Source organism: Nocardiopsis halophila DSM 44494 (assembly GCF_000341245.1).
GTDB classification, from domain to species: Bacteria; Actinomycetota; Actinomycetes; order Streptosporangiales; family Streptosporangiaceae; genus Nocardiopsis_A; species Nocardiopsis_A halophila.
Window position 1 is genome coordinate 17,860 of the sequence record NZ_ANAD01000197.1, and the last position, 18,814, is coordinate 36,673.

Consider the following 18,814-nt stretch of genomic DNA (forward strand, 5'->3'; position numbering starts at 1 on the left):
GGTCCGGTCCTGTTCAGGCCCTGTGCAGTCCAGTGCCGCCAACCGTGTGGAGAGCTCGGTCAGGATTGAGAGGACCACGTCCTCCCCCGGGCACCGGTGGCCCAGGGCGACATCACCGCCTCCCTGGGGGATGAACACGTCGTCGTCCACCGGCGGACCGGTCGCCCTCCGGCGCAGGTCCGGAAGCCGGGCGCACCCCTTGGCGAAGAGGAGCGGGGGCTGGTCGATGATGGGCGCGCGCTGAGCGGAAATGAACCCCGCCACCCCGGCGGTTCTACGGGAAACCCCTCCCCGCCCCGGGTTCCGGGCCGCCTCGCGGCGAAATACCGGACCGAAGGTAGACCCTTTCACCGCGACGGCACCGCCGTTCTCCAGGGCGCCCCCTGCACACCGGCGAATGCCTCAGAGCGCCACGCCGCGACACTCCGCACCCCCGGCGCCGCTTATCGGTCCAATCACCTTTCGCGCGCACATCGCGAACGTTTCCAGGACACCCGAGCGGCCTCAGCCCGTTTCGGCTCCCTATACACCGACATTCCCCTCGGATTCGGCTGGAACGAATCCACGAAAGGGTGGCTGAATCGCTTGCGCCGCCCGCGGCCTCCACCACGGATCCGTTCTGGAAATCGTGGCTGATCATGCGTTTCGTCGCCATCGGCGCGCGGGGATGAGTGCAGCCGCGGACCCCCTCCAAGCCCTCAGGGGGCGGTCCGCCCCCGATGACAGGAAAGGGCCGACAGGAAAGGACGGACGAAGGACCACGCCGTCCCGGTCACCACCGAACCCGGCACCTCCAGGTATCCGGCGCTCGGCGACGGCTTGCACGACGCCATGGGCTCTCGCCTCAGGCGATTCTCTTGACGCCCCCTTGCGATTCGAAGGAGATCCCGATGCAGGACACCCGCCCGCGCTACATCCGCCCTGTTCTCACCCACCTCGGCGAATTCAAGGACGTGACGCTCGGCGGCGGCTCCCTCCCCATCTACGACGGATTCGTCCTCGGCATCTTCTACTGACCCCCTGCCCGGCCGGAGGCGGTCCGGATCCGGTCCGGGCCGCCTCCGCCCCTACCGCCACTGACGAGGAGACGCGTGCACGCACCGCCGACCTGGTTCGCCGTCCTCCCCGACACCGACGACGCCGCACCGGCGGCCCGGCTGCTGGCGACCGCCGCCGACCGCGTGGTCCCGCACGCCTCCGGCCGCCCGTGGATCGTCGGCACCTGGGGGCCCGGCGAGGCCGCGCTCGTCCTGGCCGGCCCGTCCCGCATCGCCCTGATCGGCCGCTCCACCGCGACGTCGGCCGTCCTCGAGACCGCCCTGGCCGGCGGGCTCGACCGGATCGGCGAGCGCACCCGCGCGCTCACCGGCTGCTTCCACCTGGTCGCCGCCGTCGGCGGCCGGGTGTGGGCGCGCGGGGCGGCCTCCGGGGTGCGCCGCCTGTTCCACGCCGACGTGCGCGGCGTGCGCGTGCTGGCCGACCGGATCGACGCCCTGGCCGCCTCCGGCGCGCCGGTCGACCCCGGCGTCCTCGCGCTCCGCCTGGCCGTCCCCCCGGCGGCCGAGGGCCTGGAGCAGGAGGCGCCGCTGAGAGGCGTGGACCCCGTGCCCACCGACCACGCGGCCGTGCTCGAACCCGACGGCGCGCTGCGCCTGTCCCGCTGGTGGCGGGCGCCCCGCCCCGTCCTCTCACCCGAGGAGGGGGTGCCCGCGGTGGCCGAGGCCCTGGAGGAGGCCGTGCGCGCCCGCACGCGCGCTGCGGGCACCGTCGGATGCGACCTCTCCGGCGGCTGGGACTCCTCCACCCTGTCCCTGCTCTCCGCCCGGCACGCCGAGCGCCTGGTCACCTACCGGTGGGACACCTCCGATCCTGGAAACGACGACCCGGTGTGGGCCGCCAAGGCGCGCGCGTTCCTCCCCGACGCCGTGCACCGCGTGGCCCCCGCCGACGGGCTGCCCCTGTGGTTCGCGCGCGTCGACGCCCCTTCACCGTCCCTGGACGAGCCCCTCCCCTGCATCAGGATCCGGGAACGGACCCTGCACGCCGCACGCGACCTGGCCTCGCTCGGGGCCCGCCTGCACATGAACGGGCAGGGCGGCGACGAACTCTTCGCCGGGAACGCCCTGTTCCTGCACGCGCTCGCCGCCCGGGCCCCGCTCACCGCGCTGAAGAGGGCGTGGGGCTACAGGGCCCTGGCGCGCTGGCCGATGGCCGCCACCGCGCGCGCTCTGGCGGATCGCCGCGGGTACGGGCGTTCGCTGCGCCGTGCCGCCAATGCCCTGGACGCTCCCCCGGTGACGCAGAGGACCCCCCACTTCGACTGGGTCTCCCCGACCAGGCTCCCGCCCTGGGCCACCCCGGACGCCCGCGGCGCCGTCGCCGAGCTCCTGCGCGCCGCCGCGGACGCCGCCCCTTCGGCCCGCCCACGCGCGCAGCACGCGAAACTGCAGGCGGTCCGGACCTCCGGTTGCGCGATGCGCGTGGTCGACCAGCTCTACCGGCACGCGGGCGTCGAACTGGCCACGCCTTACCTGGACGACGCCGTGGTGAACGCGGTGCTGAGCGTCGACGGCAGGCGCCTGTGCGACCCCTACCGCTACAAACCGCTGCTCGCCGAGGCGATGCGGGGCGTGCTCCCCGACGAACTCCTGACGCGGCGCACCAAGGGCGAGTTCAGCGGCGAGGCGTTCACCGGCCTGAAGTACCACCGCTCCGCGCTCCTGGCGCTGACCGAGGGCATGCACCTCGAACGGCTCGGCCTGGTGGACGCGGACGCCCTGCGCGCCGCCGTGACCGGCCCGCACACCGGCGCCGGCGGCCTCGCCGCCATCGAGGCCACGCTCGGCGTGGAGAACTGGCTGCGCCAGAGCGGGCGGCCGCGGGCCGGCGCCCGGCGGCCCGAGACGAGGATCGGAGAGGCCACGTGAGCGCACTGGAACTGCGGCCCGAGGTGGCGACCGCGCCCGCGGACGGCGGCATGGTGCTGCTCGACGAGCGCAGCGGCCGCTACTACCACCTCAACGGCAGCGGCGCCGAGATCACCCGGATGCTCCTCGACGGCGCCGACCCCGGGGAGGCGGCCCGGCGCCTGGCCGAACGGTACGCGCTCGCCCCCGAGCGCGCGGCCGCGGACGTGGACGCGCTGATCTCCGCCCTCGAGGGCGCGGGGCTGGTGGCGCCATGAGCATCCCCCTGGCCATGCCCGAACGGGGGCGGCCGCCGCTCGCCCGGCGGGGGGCCGGGCNNGCCGGGCGGGCGGCGGTCCTGGCGGCGCTGCTGCTGGCGCGCAGGCCGCCCCGGCGCATCCGCCGCCTGCTGACCCTGCTTCGGCGGCGCGCCCGTCCCGCGACCGTCGCCGAGGTCCGGCGGGCCCAGGAGACGGTGGTGGCGGTCAGCGCGGTGTGCGCCGGGGAGGGGTGCCTTCCGCGGTCGCTCGCCACGGTGCTGCTGTGCCGGCTGCACGGTGCCCAGCCGACGTGGTGCACCGGGGTGCGCACCGACCCGTTCGGCGCGCACGCCTGGGTCGAGGCCGAGGGGGTCCCCGTCGGCGAGCCCGCCCCGCCCGACCACTACATGCCGCTGATGCGCGTCTGAGGCGGAATCGGGGCGCGCGCCCCTCCGGCGCGGGGCCGGACACGGCCCGCGTAGGGTGCGCACGATGCCCCGCCGCAGCCGCCTACGTACCGCCGCAGCGGCGCTGGCCGTGTTCGCGCTCCTCCTCCCGCCGGCCGCGGAGGGGACGGCTGTGCTGCGGCCGGCCCCGGAGTCCTACACCGTCCCCGGGCTGGACGCGCCGGTGGAGATCCGCGTCGACCACTGGGGCGTGCCGCACATCTACGCCCGCGACGACGGCGACCTGTACTTCGCCCAGGGCCTCAACGCCGCACGGGACCGGCTGTTCCAGATCGACCTGTTCCGACGCAGGGGCCTGGGCCTGATGGCCGAGGCCTTCGGCCCCGCCTACGCCGAGCGCGACCGCGCCGCCCGGCTCTTCCTCTACCGGGGCCCGATGCACCGGGAGTGGGCCGCCTACGGGCCGGGCACGAGGCGCGCGGCCGAGCGGTTCACGGCCGGCGTCAACGCCTACATCGACTGGCTGGAGGAGAACCCGGCGTACCTGCCTCCGGAGTTCCAGGAGCTGGGGCACCGCCCCGCGCGCTGGAGCCCGGAGGACGTGGTGCGGATCAGGACCCACGCGCTCTCGGGGAACCTGGTCAGCGAGGTGCAGCGCGCGCGGGTCGCCTGTGCGTCGGACACCGCGACGGACCGCCTGAGGATCCGCCTCCGGCCCGAGCGCACGCCCCGGGTGCCCGAAGGCCTCGACCCCTGCGCGATTCCCCCCGGCGTCCTGGACACCTATCTGGCGGCCGTTCGGGCACCGGCCCTCGCGCCGGACCCGGAGCCGACCCCGTCGAGGAGTGCGCCGTGGGCGTCGGAGGGCAGCAACGCCTGGGCGGTCGCACCCGAGCGGACCGCGACCGGCCGCCCGCTCCTGGCCGCCGACCCGCACCGGTCCCTGACCGCCCCGTCGCTGCGGTACATCGCGCACCTTTCGGCACCGGGGACCGACATCGTGGGGGCGGGCGAGCCGTCGATGCCGGGACTGGCGCTCGGGCACAACGGGACGGCGGCGTTCGGCCTGACCTATATGTCGGCCGATCAGGAGGACCTCTACGCCTACCGGCTCCACCCCGACGACCCGCACCTCTACCGGTACGGCGGCGGCTGGGAGCGCATGGCCTCCGTGCACGAGCGCATCCCCGTCCAGGGGACCGACCCCGCCGCCGCCGAGCTGCTGTTCACCCGGCACGGCCCGGTCGTGCGGCTGGACGAGGAGGCGGGCACCGCCTACGCGGTCCGCACCACCTGGAGCATGCCCGGCACCGCGCCCTACCTGGGCGCCCTGGAGCTGATGCGCGCCCGGGACCTCGACGGCTTCCGCGCGGCCGCCGAAGGCTGGGGCGGGGGGGNCGGCGGCACCGTCGCCCGGGTCTCCGCGGGCGCCGTGCCGGTCCGCCCCGGGCACGACGGCCTGCTCCCCGTGCCCGGCGACGGGCGCTACCCGTGGGCGGGGACGGCGGACGGCTCCCTGCTGCCCTGGCGGGCCGACCCGCCGGAGGGGTTCACCGCCGCCGCGAACGAGTACACGCCCGCGCCGCGCCTGCCCGGCCCCGTCGGATACGAGTGGCCCTCGCCCTACCGGCACCGGCGCATCACCGACGTGCTCGCCCGCGACCGCCCCTTCGGCGCCGGGGACGCGATGGCCCTGCAGAACGACCGGCGCAGCCTGCCCGCCGACGCCCTGGTCCCGATGCTCCCGCCCCCGGAGGCCGCAGGCGGCACGGAGGGGGAGGACACGGGGGACAGGGAGGACACAGGGGACACCGCGGCCGCGCTCCGGCTCCTGCACCGCTGGGACCGGGTGGCCGCCGAGGACTCCGCCGGCGCCGCGCTCTTCGAGACGTGGACGTCCCGGCACCTGGCCCCGGCCCTGTACGACGCCCGCGTCCCCTCCGAGGCCCGGCACCTGGTCACGCTCACCGAGACCGAGACGCTGGTCCGCGCCCTGGAGGGCCTCGACCCCGCGGAGCGCGAGGCGCTGCTCCTCTCCTCCCTCTCCGACGCCTACGGGGAGGTCTCCTCCCTGCTCGGCGGCGATCCGTCGTTCTGGCGCTGGGGCGACCTGCAGTGGACGCTGTTCGAGCATCCCGCCGGGGACCACGTCGGACCGCTCCCCCGGGGCGGCGCGTGGGACACGGTCGACGCTTCGTTCTACCGGCCGCAGGACTTCGGCCAGGCGGCCGGAGCCTCGTTCCGGGCAGTGATCGACGTGGGCGCATGGGACCGGTCCTTCGCCGCGAGCGCCCCGGGGCAGTCGGGCGATCCGCGCTCAGAGCACTACGACGACCTCCTGCCGGCGTGGAGGAGGGGCGACTACTTTCCCCTCCTCTACACACGGGAGGCCGTCGAGGCGAACACGGCCCTGACCGTGCGACTGCTGCCGGCCCCTGAGCACGGCACGGGCCGGCCGGAGACGGTTCAGTCGGAGGGCGCCGCCCCGATCTCAGGCTCCAGATAGGAGGTGAGGAGGCGGGTGAGCTCGGCGACGATCTCCGCCCGCCCTGGACCTGCCCACCGGAAGTCTGCTCATCCCCGCCAAGGCGACGCTGCTCAACCTCCTGACGCTCGGCGTCATGTTCGGCGTCCTGGTCTGGGGCTTCCAGGACGGCGGCCTCGCGGACGCGCTGGGCTTCACCCCGCCCGGCGCCTTGGAGCCGAGCTTCCCGATCCCGATGTTCTGCATCGCCTACGGGCTGTCGATGGACTACGAGGCGTTCATGCCGGCCCGGATCAAGGAGGAGTTCGCCCGCACCGGTGACACCGCCGACGCCGGCCTCGCCCTGGCCGTCCTGGTCGACGCCCCCCTGGTACGCGCCCTGCTGCTGCCCGCGTCCATGCGCCTGCTGGGGCGCGCCGACTGGTGGGCGCCGCCCCTGCTGATGCGCCTGCACCGGCGGATCGGGGTCTCCCACTGACCTCCGGGGGCCCAGAACGCACACGGACCTCTTCGGCCAAGCCTGGTGATTCAACGGATGTGCCGCGCCTGTGGTTCACCGCACACTCGTGTTCCCCCGGTCACTCACGGGCAGCACCTCCCCCACGGCTCCCGTGGGAGGCCGGGATCGTCAACCCGCACCCCCACGATTGGGAGACGATCCGTGCGTATCGACACCACCCCGCGTCCCGGAGGCGCGCGCTGGGCGCGCGTCGCCGGGACCCTGCTGGCGGCCACCGCCCTCGCCTTCGGCGGCGGCACCGTCGCCACCTCGGCGCACGCCGCCCCGCTGCCCGCGGAGCCCACCGCGCAGGACAACCCCTACGAACGCGGCCCCGACCCGACGGAGGACTCGATCGAGGCCGTCCGGGGCCACTTCGACGTGGACGAGGACAACGTCTCCTCGCTCGTCAGCGGCTTCGGCGGCGGGACCATCTACTACCCGACCGACACCAGCGAGGGGACGTTCGGCGCCGTGGCCGTCTCGCCCGGCTACACGGCGAGCGAGTCCTCGATGTCCTGGCTCGGGCCGCGGTTGGCCTCCCAGGGCTTCGTGGTGTTCACCATCGACACCAACACCCGCTACGACCAGCCGAACAGCCGGGGGCGCCAGCTGGAGAACGCGCTGGAGTACCTGGTCGACGACAGCTCGGTCTCCGACCGGATCGACCCCGACCGCCTGGCGCTGATGGGGCACTCCATGGGCGGCGGGGGCACCCTGGCCGCGGCCGAGGACGACCCCTCGCTGCAGGCCGCCATCCCGCTGACCGGCTGGCACACCCAGAAGACGTTCGACCTGGAGGTGCCGACACTGGTCGTCGGCGCCGAGAACGACTCCGTGGCCCGCGTCGCCACGCACTCCATCCCGTTCTACGAAAACGCGCCGCGCGACCTGGACAAGGCCTACCTGGAGCTGGACGGGGCGAGCCACTTCGCGCCCAACTTCTCCAACACCACCATCGCCAAGTACAGCATCTCCTGGCTGAAGCGCTTCGTCGACGACGACCTGCGCTACGACCAGTTCCTGTGCCCCGGCCCCGGATTCGACCTGGACATCTCCGACTACCGCTCCACCTGCCCCTACAACTGAGACGGCCGTACCCGGCACGGAACGTGATCGGGCATCGGTGAATCCACCGGTCCCGCGCCCCGACCTCTGGGCGCGGGGCCGTGTGCTCTGTACTGTGCAGACGTGCTCACCGCATCCCCCGGACACCCGCCCGTGCTCCGCGGACGGGTACAGGAGACCGGCGCCCTCGCCTCGGCGGTCGGCGCCGCGTGCGAGGGCCGCGGCGCCGCGGTGCTCGTCACCGGAGCGCCCGGCCTGGGCCGCACCGCGCTGCTCGACCGCGCCCGGCGGTCGGCGCCGACGCCGGCCGTGTGCGTGCGGGTCGACGGCGTGGAGGCCGAGGCCGACATCCCCGGCGCGGGCCTGCAGCGCCTGCTGCGCCCGCTGGCCGACCGCATCGACGGACTCCGGGAGCGCCACGCCGACGCCCTGCGGGACGCGCTCGACGGCGGCGACGGCCGCGACCCGGCGACGGCGGCCGCGGTGCCGGCGCTGTTCGCCGCGGCCGCCGAGGAGCGCCCCGTGCTGTGCCTGGCCGACGACGCCCACCTGCTCGACCCGGTGTCCCGGCGGGTCCTGGCCGCCCTCGCCCGGCGGGCCGAGGGCGAGCGCCTGGCCGTCCTGCTGACCGCCCCGTCGGCGGCCGACCCGCTCCTGGCGGGCCTGCCCGAGGTCGGGCTGCGCCCCCTGGGCACCCGGGAGGCCGAGGCCGCCGCCGCCGACGCCGCCCCGGGGGCCGCCTCCCATGTGCGCGCGGCCCTCGCCCGCGCCTGCCACGGCAACCCCCGCGCCCTGCACGGCTTCCTGCGCTCCCTGGAGCCGGCCCACCTGACCGGGGCGCGGCCGCTACCGGACCCGCTGCCCCTCGACGAGCGGCTGCTCCGCGTGCACCGCGCCTTCCTGGAGGAGCTGCCCGCACGCACGCGCGACCTGCTGCTGCTCGCCGCCGCCGACCCCGAGGCCGGGATCGACGCCCTGGTCGCCGCCGCCGACGGGGAGGACACCACGGCCGCCGACCTGTCCCCGGCCGAGGAGCGGGGCGCCGTCCGCGCCGACGGCGAACGGGTGCGCTTCACCGACCCGGTCCTGGGGCAGGCCGCCTACCGGCTGGCCCCGATCGCCCGGCGGCGCCGCGCGCACGCGCGCCTGGAGGAGGTCTTCCCGCCGGAGCGCTCGCCGTCCCGCCACGCGCGCCACCGCCACCTGGCCGCGCCCGAGCCCGAGTCCTCCGGGGCCGACCGGCTGGCCGACCTCGCCGAACGCGCCCGCGCCCTGGAGGGGGACCGCGCCGCGGCCGACGTCATGGAGCGCGCCGCGCTGCTCACCCCCGACCCGCAGGAGCGGGCGTTCCGGTTCGCAGCGGCGGCGGACGCCGCCTGGACCTGCGGGCTGCCCGACCGGGCCGCCGCCCTGCTGGCGGCCGCCGGCCCCGCGGGCGCCGGCGGCGCCGCCGGGGCCCGGGTCGACCTGGTGCGCGGCCACCGCACCCTGCACGGCGGCGAGACCTTCGAGGCGGCCGACACCCTGGTCTCGGCGGCCGAGCGTCTGGCCCCGCACGACCGCGCGCTGGCCAACGACGCCCTCATGCTCGCCGCCGACGCGGCCTCCTTCGCCGGGGACCCCTTCCGCCACCACGACGTGGCGCTGCTCTGCCAGGACCTGGTGCGCGCGGAGGACTCCGACGAGGCGGCCTTCGGCAGGGCCTTCCTGGAGGGCTCCACCCTCTCCTTCCAGGGCCGCTACCCCGAGGCCGCCGAGCGGTTGCGCACGGCCGTGGTGCTGGCGCGCAGGACCGACCGGCCGCAGCTGCTCAAGCGGGCGGCCGTGGCAGCGCTGCGGCTGGGCGACGCACGCCTGGTGCGGGACCTGGCATCGCGCTCGGCCGAGACGGCGCGGCGCAGCGGCGCCCTGGCCCTGGTCCCCCAGGCGCTGCAGTTCCTCGTCTACGCCGAGTTCTGGACCGCGCGGCTGCCCTCGGCCGTCGGCAGCGGCATGGAGGGGCTGCGGCTGTCCCGGGAGACGGGCCAGCCCAACTGCGCCTCGCACCTGCTGGCCGGGCTCAGCCTGCTCGCCGCCATCCAGGGGGACGAGGCCGCCTGCCGCTCCCGCGCCGAGGCCGTGCAGGAGGGCGGTCGCCGGAACGGCCTGGGCCTGCCCGTCGCCCTGGCCGAATGGGCGCTGGCGCTGCTGGAGATGTCCCAGGGCGACGCCGTCGCGGCCTTCACCAGGCTCAAGGCGCTCGCGCACGCCGAACCCGGGCGCGGGCACCCGACCATGAGGGTGCTGACCGCGCCGCTGTTCGTCGAGGCGGCGATCCGCAACGGCGCCGAGGACCAGGCCGAGGCCGCATTGAACGGGTACGAGCGCTGGGCGGAGGGATCCGACAGCACCAGCGGGCGGGCGCTGACCGCCCGGTGCCGGGCGCTGCTCGCGCGCGCGGGCGACTCCCAGGACTACGCCACCCATTTCGAGGAGGCGCTGAAGTTCCACCGCTCCTGCCCCGACGACGAGGTGGAGCGGGCCAGGACGGCCTTCCTGTTCGGCACCGCGCTGCGCAGGGAGCGGGATCCGGGCAGGGCGTACGTGCACCTGCGGGACGCGCTGGAGTCGTTCGAGCGCATGGGGGCGCGGGTGTGGGCCGAACGGGCGCGCGCGGAGCTGCGCGCCAACGGCGCCCCCGGCGCCCGCGCCGAGGAGGCCGGCCCCTCGGCGCTCACCGCGCTCACCGAACAGCAGCGCAGCATCGCGATGCTCGTCGCCGAGGGGGCCACCAACCGGGAGATCGCCGCGCACCTGTTCCTGAGCCCGCGGACCGTCGAGTACCACCTGCGGGCCATATTCCGCCGCCTGAACATCCGCTCCCGCGTCGATCTGGCGCGGATGATGCGCTGACCTGCCGACCGCCCCGCGCGCCGCCCCCGCGGGCGCGCGGGAGGGGGCTAGCGTGGGCGCAAAGGCGGCGAATCCGCCGTCCTCCGCGGCCCGAATCCGCCGTCCGCGGCGCCCGGAGCCGATAGGGTTCCCTTGCGATCGCCGCATCCCCGTCACGCAGAACGAGAGAGGCATTGCCGTGTCCGAAACGGTTCGCTTGGTCTGCCCGGTGGGTCGCAAGCAGGCGGAGATCGGGGCCGGGGCCGTTCTCCTCGCACTGGCCGCGGTGGCCGTCGCCGTCTCCCCGGCGTCCTGGGTCAACCTGGTGCTGGGCGGGCTGCTCGCCCTCGGCGGCGCGGCGCTGATCGGCCACGGGCTGACCCTGCGCCCGCCGGTGCTGGAGGTCGAGGACGGCGAGTTCCGCTACATCCGCGGGCGCTACATCGTCCGGATCCCGTTCACCGACATCGGCTCCTACTACCTGCTGTCCGGGCGGACCCGCTCGCTGGGCCTGTGCGACCTGGCGGGGCGCCCGCGCGTGTTCCCCTCGACCGAGGGCCGACGCGCGAGCCGCCCCTACCTGCCGCTGACCGGGATGACGTCGCCGGGCAAGGTCGACGCTTTCATGAGCAGCGCCGGGATCCCGCCGCGGGACCGCTCCCTGACCGCGGGCGGCTAGAGCCGCCCCTCACGGCGCCACGGCGCCGAACCCGGGCTCGGCCTGCTCGTAGGCGCCTCCCGCGCGCAACAGGACGCCCTCCCCGCCGGGCGGGCCGATCAGCTGCATGCCGATCGGCAGCCCGTGGCCGTCGCGGCCCACCGGCAGGGACAGGGCGGGACCGCCGGTGAGGTTCGCGGGGGCGTTGAAGCGGACGTAGGCGTCGGCGACGCCCTCACGGACGCCGTCCGGCCAGGCCACCTCCGCCTGCCCGGCCTCCACCGCCGTCACCGGCACCGTGGGGGCCGCCACCAGGTCGACCTCCCCGAACAGCCGCGCCCAGGCCCGCGCCATCATCGTCCGGGCGCGCTGGGCGCGCAGGTGGTCGGCGGCGGGCACCCGCCTGCCCGCTTCGAGCAGGACGCGGACGTCCTCCCCGTAGCGCTCGGGGACCGTTTCCAGTGCCGGCTCGTGGACGGCGGAGGCCTCGGGGACCATCAGGCCCCAGTGCGCGGCCTGGATGTAGCGCGCCATCGGGGTCCGGACCTCCACGGGCCGGGCGCCCAGCTCCTCCAGGCGGCCGATCGCGCGCCGGACCGCCGTTTCCACCTCCGGGTCCACCCGCTCGAAGAAGTGGTCGCGCGGCACCCCCACGCGCAGGCCCTCCAGCCCCGCCGTGCCGTCGGCGGGGGGCGCCCCCCGCCCCCCCCCNGCCCCGGCCGCCCCTGCGGCGCCGGGGGCCAGGACGTCGAGGACCAGGGCCGCGTCCCGGACGGTGCGGGTGATGGGGCCGACGTGGTCGAGCGACCAGGACAGCGGCACCACCCCGCGCAGGGGGACCCGCCCGAAGGTCGGTTTGAGGCCGACGACGCCGTTCAGCGCGGCCGGCACCCGGACCGAGCCCCCGGTGTCGGTGCCCAGGGCGAAGGTGGCCGCCCCGGAGGCCACGGCGACGGCCGACCCTCCGCTGGACCCGCCGGCGACCCGGCCGCGGTCCCAGGCGTTGCGCGTCTGCGGGGTGGTCAGCCCGTAGGCGAACTCGTGCGTGTGGGCCTTGCCGACCAGGGCGGTCCCGGCGGCCGCCAGACGCTCGGCGACCGCGCTGTCGGCACCGGCGCGGTGCCCGTCGCGGACCCGGGAGCTCGCCGTGGTGGGCAGGCCGGCGACGTCGATCAGGTCCTTGAGCGCCACGGCCGTTCCGTGCACGGGGCTCAGCGGGCGCCCGTCCGCGGCGTCCCGCTCGGCGGCGCGCGCCGCCCGGCGGGCCCGGTCGGCGGTCACCGCGACGTAGGCGCCCAGGCCGGGCTCCACCGCGCCGATGCGGTCCAGGACCGAGTCCACCAGTTCGACCGGGGACATCCGCCGCTCCCGGACCGCCTCTGCGGCGTCGGCGAGCGTCATCTCATAGGGCTGCACCGGGCGGCTCCTCCTGCGGTTCGGTGTGCGCGGCGGTGTGCGCGGCGGGGTCGTAGGCGGCCGCCGGCGGCGTGTCGGCGAGGTCCAGCTCCCGCAGGACCGCGAGGACGCCGCGGAGGTGGTCGACGGTGGCCGCGACGGCGGCGTCGGGGGCCTCGCGGGGCCCCTCGTCCGCGGGCGGCGGGGATGCGTCCGGGGTCATGCCCGGCCTCCTTAATGCAAAGATTTTGCTTTAGGAGACCCTAGAGCCTCCGGCCGCTTAACGCAAACTTCTTAGCTTTAGGGGGTGGTGCGCACGACGAGAAGGGCCCCGCCTGAGGCGGGGCCCTTCCCTGGGTACTGCTCTAGGGGTACTGCTCTGGGTCCGACTGCGCCGGACGCGCGCGAAGCGGCCTTAGAACTCCAGGCCCTCGGCGTCCTCGCCCATCCAGCCCTCGACGACGTCGCCGTTCTCGGACAGCCACTCGCGGGCGCCCTTCTCCGGGTCGTCCTCGTTGTCCACACGGACCGCCGTCAGCAGGGAGGCCAGCTGCTCGTCGTTCAGCTCGAAGCTCTCCAGCCACTCGGCCACCTCGGGGTGGTCCTCCGAGAAGCCGTCACGGCCGGCGACCTTCAGCTCCTCGGCCTCGCCCATGGCCCCCTCGGGGTCCTCCAGGTCCTTGAGGTCGTACTGGTCGTAGGCGGCGTGCGGGTGCCACAGGGTGACGACGATCGGCTCCTCGTCCGCGATCGCGGTGTCGAGGGCCTCCAGCATGCTCGGCGTGGAGGACTCGACGAGCTTGTACTCGTCCTCCAGCTCGTAGGTCGGCATGGCCTCGTCCTTGGTGACGCTGGTCAGGCCGGCGCCGGACTCGATGCCGACGATCTCGCCGCCGAAGGTGTCGCCCTCGCCCTTGAGGTCCCCGATGGAGTTCACGTCCTCCATGTAGGAGGGCACCGTCAGCTGCAGGGAGGCGTTGGCGTTCCAGGCGCCCAGGTCCTCCAGGCTGTCGCCGTACTCCTCCCAGTAGGACTCGTGGGTGACGGGCAGCCAGACGTCCAGGTAGAGGTCGATGTCGCCCTCGGCCAGGCCCTGGAAGGTGGGCGCGACGTCGACCTCTTCGATCTCGACGTCGTAGCCCTTCTCCTCCAGCAGCGCCTTCCACACGTGGGTGACGGCGATGTCCTCGTCCCAGGCGATCATGCCGATGCTGATCTTCTCGCCGCCGCCGTCACCGCCCTCGGGGCCGGTGGCGACGCCGTCACCGCCGCCGCCACCGCACGCGCCGGCCATCAGCAGGGCGGCCGAAGCCGCGCCCACCGCCGTGAAACGGGGGAAGCGCTTGGGAGCGCGCATGTCCATCTCCTCCTTGCAGTTGGGGATGTGAGGAAGCGGGGGGCGTAAGGGGTCCCGGGTCAGAGGGCCGGGGGTCAGCGCGCGGCGGCCGCGGCCCTGCCCGCCGGCGAGAACCGGGTGATGGCCGCCGTCAGGCGGTCCAGGTAGATCGCGAGGACCACCACGGCGATGCCGCCCTCGAAGCCGACGGGGACGTTGCCCTGGGCGATGCCGCGGTAGACGTCGTTGCCCAGGCCGCCCGCGCCGACCATCCCGGCGATGACCACCATGGACAGGCTGAGCATGATGATCTGGTTGACGCCGGCCATGATCGTGGACAGCGCCAGCGGCAGCTGGATCCGGCGCAGGATCGCCCAGTCCGGAGCGCCGAAGGCCTCGCCGGCCTCCACCAGCTCCTTGTCGACCTGGCGGATGCCCAGCTCGGTCAGGCGCACGCCGGGCGGCATGGCGAACACGACGGTCGCGATGACGCCGGGGACCGTGCCGATGCTGAAGAACGCCACCGCGGGCAGCAGGTAGACGAACGCCGGCAGGGTCTGCATGAAGTCCAGGACCGGGCGGACGACGGTGCTGAAGCGGTCGCTCTTGGCCGCCAGGATGCCCAGCGGCAGGGAGACGACCACGGCCACGCCGGTGGCCACGAGGATCAGCGCCAGGCTGGCCATGGCGTTGTCCCACTTGTCCATGCTGATGATGAGCAGGAAGCCCAGCACCGTGAACAGCGCCACGCGCCAGCCGCTGACCAGGTAGGCCAGCAGGGCGAACAGCGGGAGGGTGACCAGGGACAGCTGGACGCCCAGGGTGAAGTGGGCCAGCGCGACGGCGAACAGCGCCACGCAGGTGAGGGCGGCGAGCAGCTCCTGGCGCGTGCCCCGGCCCAGGACGAAGCTGAGCACCACCAGGGCGACCAGCAGCAGCAGGGCCGGGATGAGCGGCGGGTAGACGTACTCGGCCTGGAACAGGCTCATCGCCGGGTTGAAGAGCGCCGCGGGCATCGACCCGATGACGGACGTGGCCGCGCCGCCGGCCAGTTCGGCGATGTACAGCACGGCCCAGGAGCCCACGGCGATCGCCACTGGGCGCAGGTGGCCCCGGCGCAGCAGTCCGACGCCGATCACGGCGCAGGCCAGCAGCGTGAACTGGGTCGCCGAGGTCTGGGCGAGCAGGCCGGTCAGGGCCTCGACGCAGGCGCCGATGACGGCGCCCAGCACGTCGAAGAAGGACTCCAGGTTCGTCCGGAGCCACTCGATGGCCCGGTCGAAGGTGTCGCCGACGGGAAGGCGCGGGACGGGTACGGTCAACGGGTTCATGAGCGGCCCCCCTCCATCGCGAGTCCGTCGAGCAAGGCGGCGCGGGGGATGACGCCGAGCATGCGGTCGTCGTCGCCGAGGACCGCCAGCGGCCGCGGCGAGCGCGCGGCGTCGGCGAACAGGTCGGCCACCAGGGTGGAGGGGGGAGTGGTGGCCTCCGCCGGCTTCACGTGCTCGGCGATGTCGGCGGCGCCCTCCTCGTCCGCGGCCTGCACGTCGCGCTCCTCGACGACGCCGAGCAGGCGCTCCTGCCCGTCCAGCACGAAGCAGAAGTCGCGGTGCTGCTCGCGCATGACCCGCAGGACCGCGCGCGGGGTGTCGGTCGGGGCCGCGTAGGGCGCGGCGGGGACCATCACCGACGAGGCGGTGAGCACCCGGGTGCGGTCGACGTCCTCGGTGAAGGTGGCGACGTAGTCGTTGGCGGGGTGGTCCAGGATCTCCTGGGCCGTGCCGATCTGGGCGACGCGGCCGTCGCGCAGCACGCAGATGCGGTCGCCCAGGCGCATCGCCTCGTTGAGGTCGTGGGTGATGAACACGATCGTCTTGCCGAGGCTGGCCTGCAGCTCCAACAGCTGGGTCTGCATGTCGCGGCGGATCAGCGGGTCCAGGGCGCTGAAGGCCTCGTCCATCAGGACGATCTCGGTGTCGGCGGCCAGCGCGCGGGCCAGGCCCACACGCTGCTGCATGCCGCCGGACAGCTGGCCGGGGAGCTTGTCCTCCCAGTCCTTGAGCCCGACGAGCTCCAGCGCCTCCATCGCCTTCGCGCGGCGCTCCTCCCGCGGCACACCGCGGACTTCGAGCGCATAGGCGGCGTTCTCCACGACGGGGCGGTGCGGGAACAGCGCGAAGTGCTGGAAGACCATGCTGACCTTCTCGCTGCGCACCTTGCGGAGCTCGGCCTTCTTGAGGCCGGTGATGTCGGTTCCGTCGATCTCCACCGTGCCGGCGGTCGGGGGGAGCAGACCGTTGAGCATGCGGATCAGGGTGGACTTGCCGGACCCGGACAGGCCCATGACCACGAAGATCTCGCCCGGCTCCACCTCGAAGGAGGCGTCGATGACGGCCGCGGTGACGCCGAGGTCGGCGATCTCGTCGCGGTGGCGCCCGTCGGAGAGCAGATCGACCGCGGTGGCGGCCCGCCTCCCGAACACCTTGTAGAGATTCTCTGCGCGTACTGCTGGCACGGTCTCCTCTTCGGCTCCCTCATCGGCTTCGTCGCACTCGGGACCGGGGGGGTGAGCGTGGGCGGGCCCCACTCCTTAAGTCCTGTTTATGCCGAAGCTGCAGGCTAACGAGGAAGCCTGACCGGTACACATCGAACGGTCACGCGCAGATAACACGTTTAACCGGGGTCACACCGCGCCGTCCAAGGAAGTGCCGCCTTCCCGCTCGGGCGAACCCCCCGGGATGTGATCCGCACCACACACTTATAGAACGTGAAACACGTCACATTCTCATGCAACACAGCAGGTCAGAGCAGTCACACGAGGTGACCTCCCGCCCTCCGGTCCGAGGGGAGACAGGGCTGGGACGGGGCGAAGGGTTCGCATAGAGTCGAAAGCGTGACGCACTCACGGATAGTCGCCGTACTCACGGTCGCCGCCTTCCTGGCGGCGATGTGGATCTTCGAGCTCTTCGACTCGGTCGCGGGCGGGGCGCTGGACGCGGCGTTCGGGCTGCGCTCGTGGGACACCGAGGCGCCGTGGACGATCGTGACCGCGCCCTTCATGCACGCCAACTTCGCGCACCTGATCAGCAACTCGCTGCCGTTCCTGGTGCTGGGGTCACTGGTCGCGATCAGCGGCGGGCTGAGCAGGTTCATGTGGACGACGCTCATCGTGATGGCCGTGAGCGGCATCGGGGTGTGGCTCTTCAGCCCGCCCGGGGTGCTCACCGTCGGGGCGAGCGGGCTGGTGTTCGGCTACTTCGGCTACACGGTGCTGCGCGGGATCGTGGAGCGGAAGACCATCGACATCGTGATCATGATCAGCGTCATCATCTTCTACGGGACGCTGATCTGGGGCGTCCTGCCCCAGCAGGAAGGGGTGTCCTGGCAGGCGCACCTCTTCGGCTTCGCCGGGGGGCTGCTGTCCGCCTGGCTGCTCCCCAAGCGCGAGAAGCCCCGCCCCACGACGCAGGGGTACGCCCCCTACACGCCCTACGGCCCGTACCGCTGACCGCTTGCGGTCGGGGGCTCAGAGCCGCTTCAGACCTGCGTCCGCCCGAAGTTCAGGTAGGCGCGCGAAGGCGTCGGCCCCCGCTGGTCCTGGTAGCGCGAGCCGTACCGCGCCGAGCCGTAGGGGTGCTCGGCCGGGGAGCTGAGGCGGAACATGCACAGCTGACCGATCTTCATGCCCGGGTAGAGCTTCATCGGCAGCGTGGCGACGTTCGAGAGCTCAAGGGTCACGTGCCCGGAGAACCCGGGGTCGATGAAGCCGGCGGTCGAATGCGTCAACAGCCCCAGGCGCCCGAGGGAGCTCTTGCCCTCCAGGCGGCTGGCGATGTCGTGCGGCAGGGTGACGACCTCGTAGGTGGAGGCCAGCACGAACTCCCCGGGGTGCAGGATGAACTCCGAGTCGGCCGCGACCTCCACCAGCCGCGTCAGGTCGGGCTGCTCGACGGCGGGGTCGATGTGCGGGTACTTGTGGTTCTCGAAAACCCGGAAGTACCGGTCCAGCCGGACATCGATGCTGGACGGCTGGATCAGCCCGGGGTCATAGGGGTCGATCTTCACCCGCCCGGACTCGATTTCGGACCTGATATCGCGATCGGAGAGCAGCACGCAACAGAACCTACCTGCTGCGACGACCCCCCGCTCCGCCCCACCGGCGGGCCACCGCCCCGCGCCGGTTACCGCTCCCCGCCAGAGTCCGCTATGATGAGGCCCGTTGGCAGCCACGGAACACCCACCGGGCAGCCCGACGCGGATGTAGTTCAATGGTAGAACTTCAGCTTCCCAAGCTGATAACGCGGGTTCGATTCCCGTCATCCGCTCCATTCGAAAGAAGGCCCTGACCTGCGATGACACATCGAACAGGCAGGGCTTTTCTGCTGCCGAGGGTGCACGCGCGGGTGCACCGCCTCGCCGCGGCCGCCCGCTGTGCAGACTCCATCCCGTCATTCACACCCTCAGCGGGGGTGCACGAGGGTGCACGGAAGGAAGCCGGCGCCCGAGCACCTGAAGCCACTCCCCCACCCAGCGCATAGCGCGAGCGACCCGTAATCCGCACGCACCCCCGTGAGAGCGACCCCCCCGGAGCGAAGAGGTCACCGTGCACCCCCATCGAGCTGCGATCCTCGGTCGCCGCTGACGGCGACCGCCACCTGTACACGGGCCAGACTACGCGCGTCACGATCGTCGTTGCGATCCTCGGTCGCCGCTGACGGCGACCGCCACGCGGTCGGGGTGGGCTTGGGAGTATGCCTTAGAGCGGTTGCGATCCTCGGTCGCCGCTGACGGCGACCGNNGGCGCGTCCGCGCGCACCCACCCCCAGGCCTCCCAGTTGCGATCCTCGGTCGCCGCTGACGGCGACCGNATGGCGCCCGGCCCCCTCAGCCGGACGCGGGAGGGGTTGCGATCCTCGGCCGCCGCTGAGG

Annotated in this window: 15 protein-coding genes, 1 tRNA gene and 1 pseudogene; 11 read left to right on the forward strand and 6 right to left on the reverse strand. The window is 74.0% G+C overall.

What is annotated here, in order from left to right; translation table 11 throughout:
- Window positions 1-890 precede the first annotated feature (890 nt).
- The 9 genes and pseudogenes from D450_RS33485 (at window position 891) to D450_RS0122620 (ending at window position 11,175) form a co-directional block, all read left to right on the forward strand.
- Entirely contained in the window at window positions 891-1,016 is a 126-nt protein-coding gene (locus D450_RS33485) for a lasso RiPP family leader peptide-containing protein (protein WP_017540907.1), read from the forward strand.
- A 75-nt stretch (window positions 1,017-1,091) separates the two neighbouring features.
- Window positions 1,092-2,927 carry an asparagine synthase-related protein gene (locus D450_RS0122585; protein ID WP_017540908.1) on the forward strand — a complete coding sequence of 612 codons (1,836 nt, stop codon included), beginning with the start codon at window positions 1,092-1,094 and terminating at the stop codon, window positions 2,925-2,927.
- On the forward strand, window positions 2,924-3,184 hold the full coding sequence (locus tag D450_RS0122590) for a lasso peptide biosynthesis PqqD family chaperone (protein ID WP_017540909.1): 261 nt from the start codon (window positions 2,924-2,926) through the stop codon (window positions 3,182-3,184). The genes D450_RS0122585 and D450_RS0122590 overlap by 4 nt, the downstream gene beginning before the upstream one ends.
- A gap of 14 nt (window positions 3,185-3,198) precedes the next feature.
- Window positions 3,199-3,594, forward strand: coding sequence for a lasso peptide biosynthesis B2 protein (locus tag D450_RS0122595; protein ID WP_083932758.1), 396 nt, complete (start codon window positions 3,199-3,201; stop codon window positions 3,592-3,594).
- Between the two features lie 64 nt (window positions 3,595-3,658).
- Window positions 3,659-6,079, forward strand: coding sequence for a penicillin acylase family protein (locus D450_RS30990; RefSeq protein ID WP_241483246.1), 2,421 nt, complete (start codon window positions 3,659-3,661; stop codon window positions 6,077-6,079).
- A gap of 43 nt (window positions 6,080-6,122) precedes the next feature.
- Window positions 6,123-6,536 (forward strand): annotated as a pseudogene (locus tag D450_RS0122605) (MMPL family transporter); the annotation flags it as partial.
- Between the two features lie 183 nt (window positions 6,537-6,719).
- Entirely contained in the window at window positions 6,720-7,646 is a 927-nt protein-coding gene (locus D450_RS0122610; protein WP_017540913.1) for an alpha/beta hydrolase family protein, read from the forward strand.
- A 102-nt stretch (window positions 7,647-7,748) separates the two neighbouring features.
- Window positions 7,749-10,517 (forward strand): helix-turn-helix transcriptional regulator, encoded by a 2,769-nt coding sequence (locus tag D450_RS0122615; RefSeq protein WP_026128714.1) that lies wholly within the window; start codon window positions 7,749-7,751, stop codon window positions 10,515-10,517.
- Between the two features lie 196 nt (window positions 10,518-10,713).
- Window positions 10,714-11,175 (forward strand): hypothetical protein, encoded by a 462-nt coding sequence (locus D450_RS0122620; protein ID WP_017540915.1) that lies wholly within the window; start codon window positions 10,714-10,716, stop codon window positions 11,173-11,175.
- Between the two features lie 9 nt (window positions 11,176-11,184).
- Here D450_RS0122620 and D450_RS0122625 read toward each other — a convergent pair whose 3' ends face one another.
- From D450_RS0122625 to D450_RS0122645, 5 genes are all read right to left on the reverse strand, one after another.
- On the reverse strand, window positions 11,185-12,555 hold the full coding sequence (locus tag D450_RS0122625; protein ID WP_449289480.1) for an amidase: 1,371 nt from the start codon (window positions 12,553-12,555) through the stop codon (window positions 11,185-11,187).
- Window position 12,556: 1 nt separating this feature from the next.
- Window positions 12,557-12,772, reverse strand: a complete 216-nt coding sequence (locus D450_RS0122630; RefSeq protein WP_017540917.1) for a hypothetical protein — start codon at window positions 12,770-12,772, stop codon at window positions 12,557-12,559.
- Between the two features lie 192 nt (window positions 12,773-12,964).
- On the reverse strand, window positions 12,965-13,912 hold the full coding sequence (locus tag D450_RS0122635) for a glycine betaine ABC transporter substrate-binding protein (RefSeq protein ID WP_017540918.1): 948 nt from the start codon (window positions 13,910-13,912) through the stop codon (window positions 12,965-12,967).
- A gap of 68 nt (window positions 13,913-13,980) precedes the next feature.
- Window positions 13,981-15,216, reverse strand: coding sequence for an ABC transporter permease (locus tag D450_RS0122640; protein ID WP_017540919.1), 1,236 nt, complete (start codon window positions 15,214-15,216; stop codon window positions 13,981-13,983).
- A complete protein-coding gene (locus D450_RS0122645) occupies window positions 15,213-16,367 on the reverse strand; it encodes a quaternary amine ABC transporter ATP-binding protein (RefSeq protein ID WP_017540920.1) in 1,155 nt (384 codons plus the stop codon). Before D450_RS0122645 ends, D450_RS0122640 begins: the two co-directional genes overlap by 4 nt.
- 465 nt (window positions 16,368-16,832) lie before the next feature.
- Between D450_RS0122645 and D450_RS0122650 the strand changes: the two genes are divergently transcribed.
- Window positions 16,833-17,393 carry a rhomboid family intramembrane serine protease gene (locus D450_RS0122650; protein ID WP_017540921.1) on the forward strand — a complete coding sequence of 187 codons (561 nt, stop codon included), beginning with the start codon at window positions 16,833-16,835 and terminating at the stop codon, window positions 17,391-17,393.
- A gap of 29 nt (window positions 17,394-17,422) precedes the next feature.
- On the opposite strand, the gene dcd is transcribed toward D450_RS0122650, so the two are convergent.
- Window positions 17,423-17,998 (reverse strand): dCTP deaminase, encoded by a 576-nt coding sequence (gene dcd, locus D450_RS0122655; protein WP_017540922.1) that lies wholly within the window; start codon window positions 17,996-17,998, stop codon window positions 17,423-17,425.
- A 141-nt stretch (window positions 17,999-18,139) separates the two neighbouring features.
- On the opposite strand from dcd, the gene D450_RS0122660 reads away from it, so the two are divergent.
- Window positions 18,140-18,213 (forward strand) — tRNA-Gly (locus D450_RS0122660).
- Window positions 18,214-18,814: the final 601 nt, after the last annotated feature.

Coding starts and splice junctions, on each gene's coding strand:
- D450_RS33485 (WP_017540907.1), top strand. CDS start 891: ATGCAGGACACCCGCCCGCGCTACATCCGCCCTGTTCTCACCCACCTC.
- D450_RS0122630 (WP_017540917.1), bottom strand. CDS start 12,772: ATGACCCCGGACGCATCCCCGCCGCCCGCGGACGAGGGGCCCCGCGAG.
- D450_RS0122635 (WP_017540918.1), bottom strand. CDS start 13,912: ATGGACATGCGCGCTCCCAAGCGCTTCCCCCGTTTCACGGCGGTGGGC.
- D450_RS0122640 (WP_017540919.1), bottom strand. CDS start 15,216: ATGAACCCGTTGACCGTACCCGTCCCGCGCCTTCCCGTCGGCGACACC.
- D450_RS0122650 (WP_017540921.1), top strand. CDS start 16,833: ATGTGGATCTTCGAGCTCTTCGACTCGGTCGCGGGCGGGGCGCTGGAC.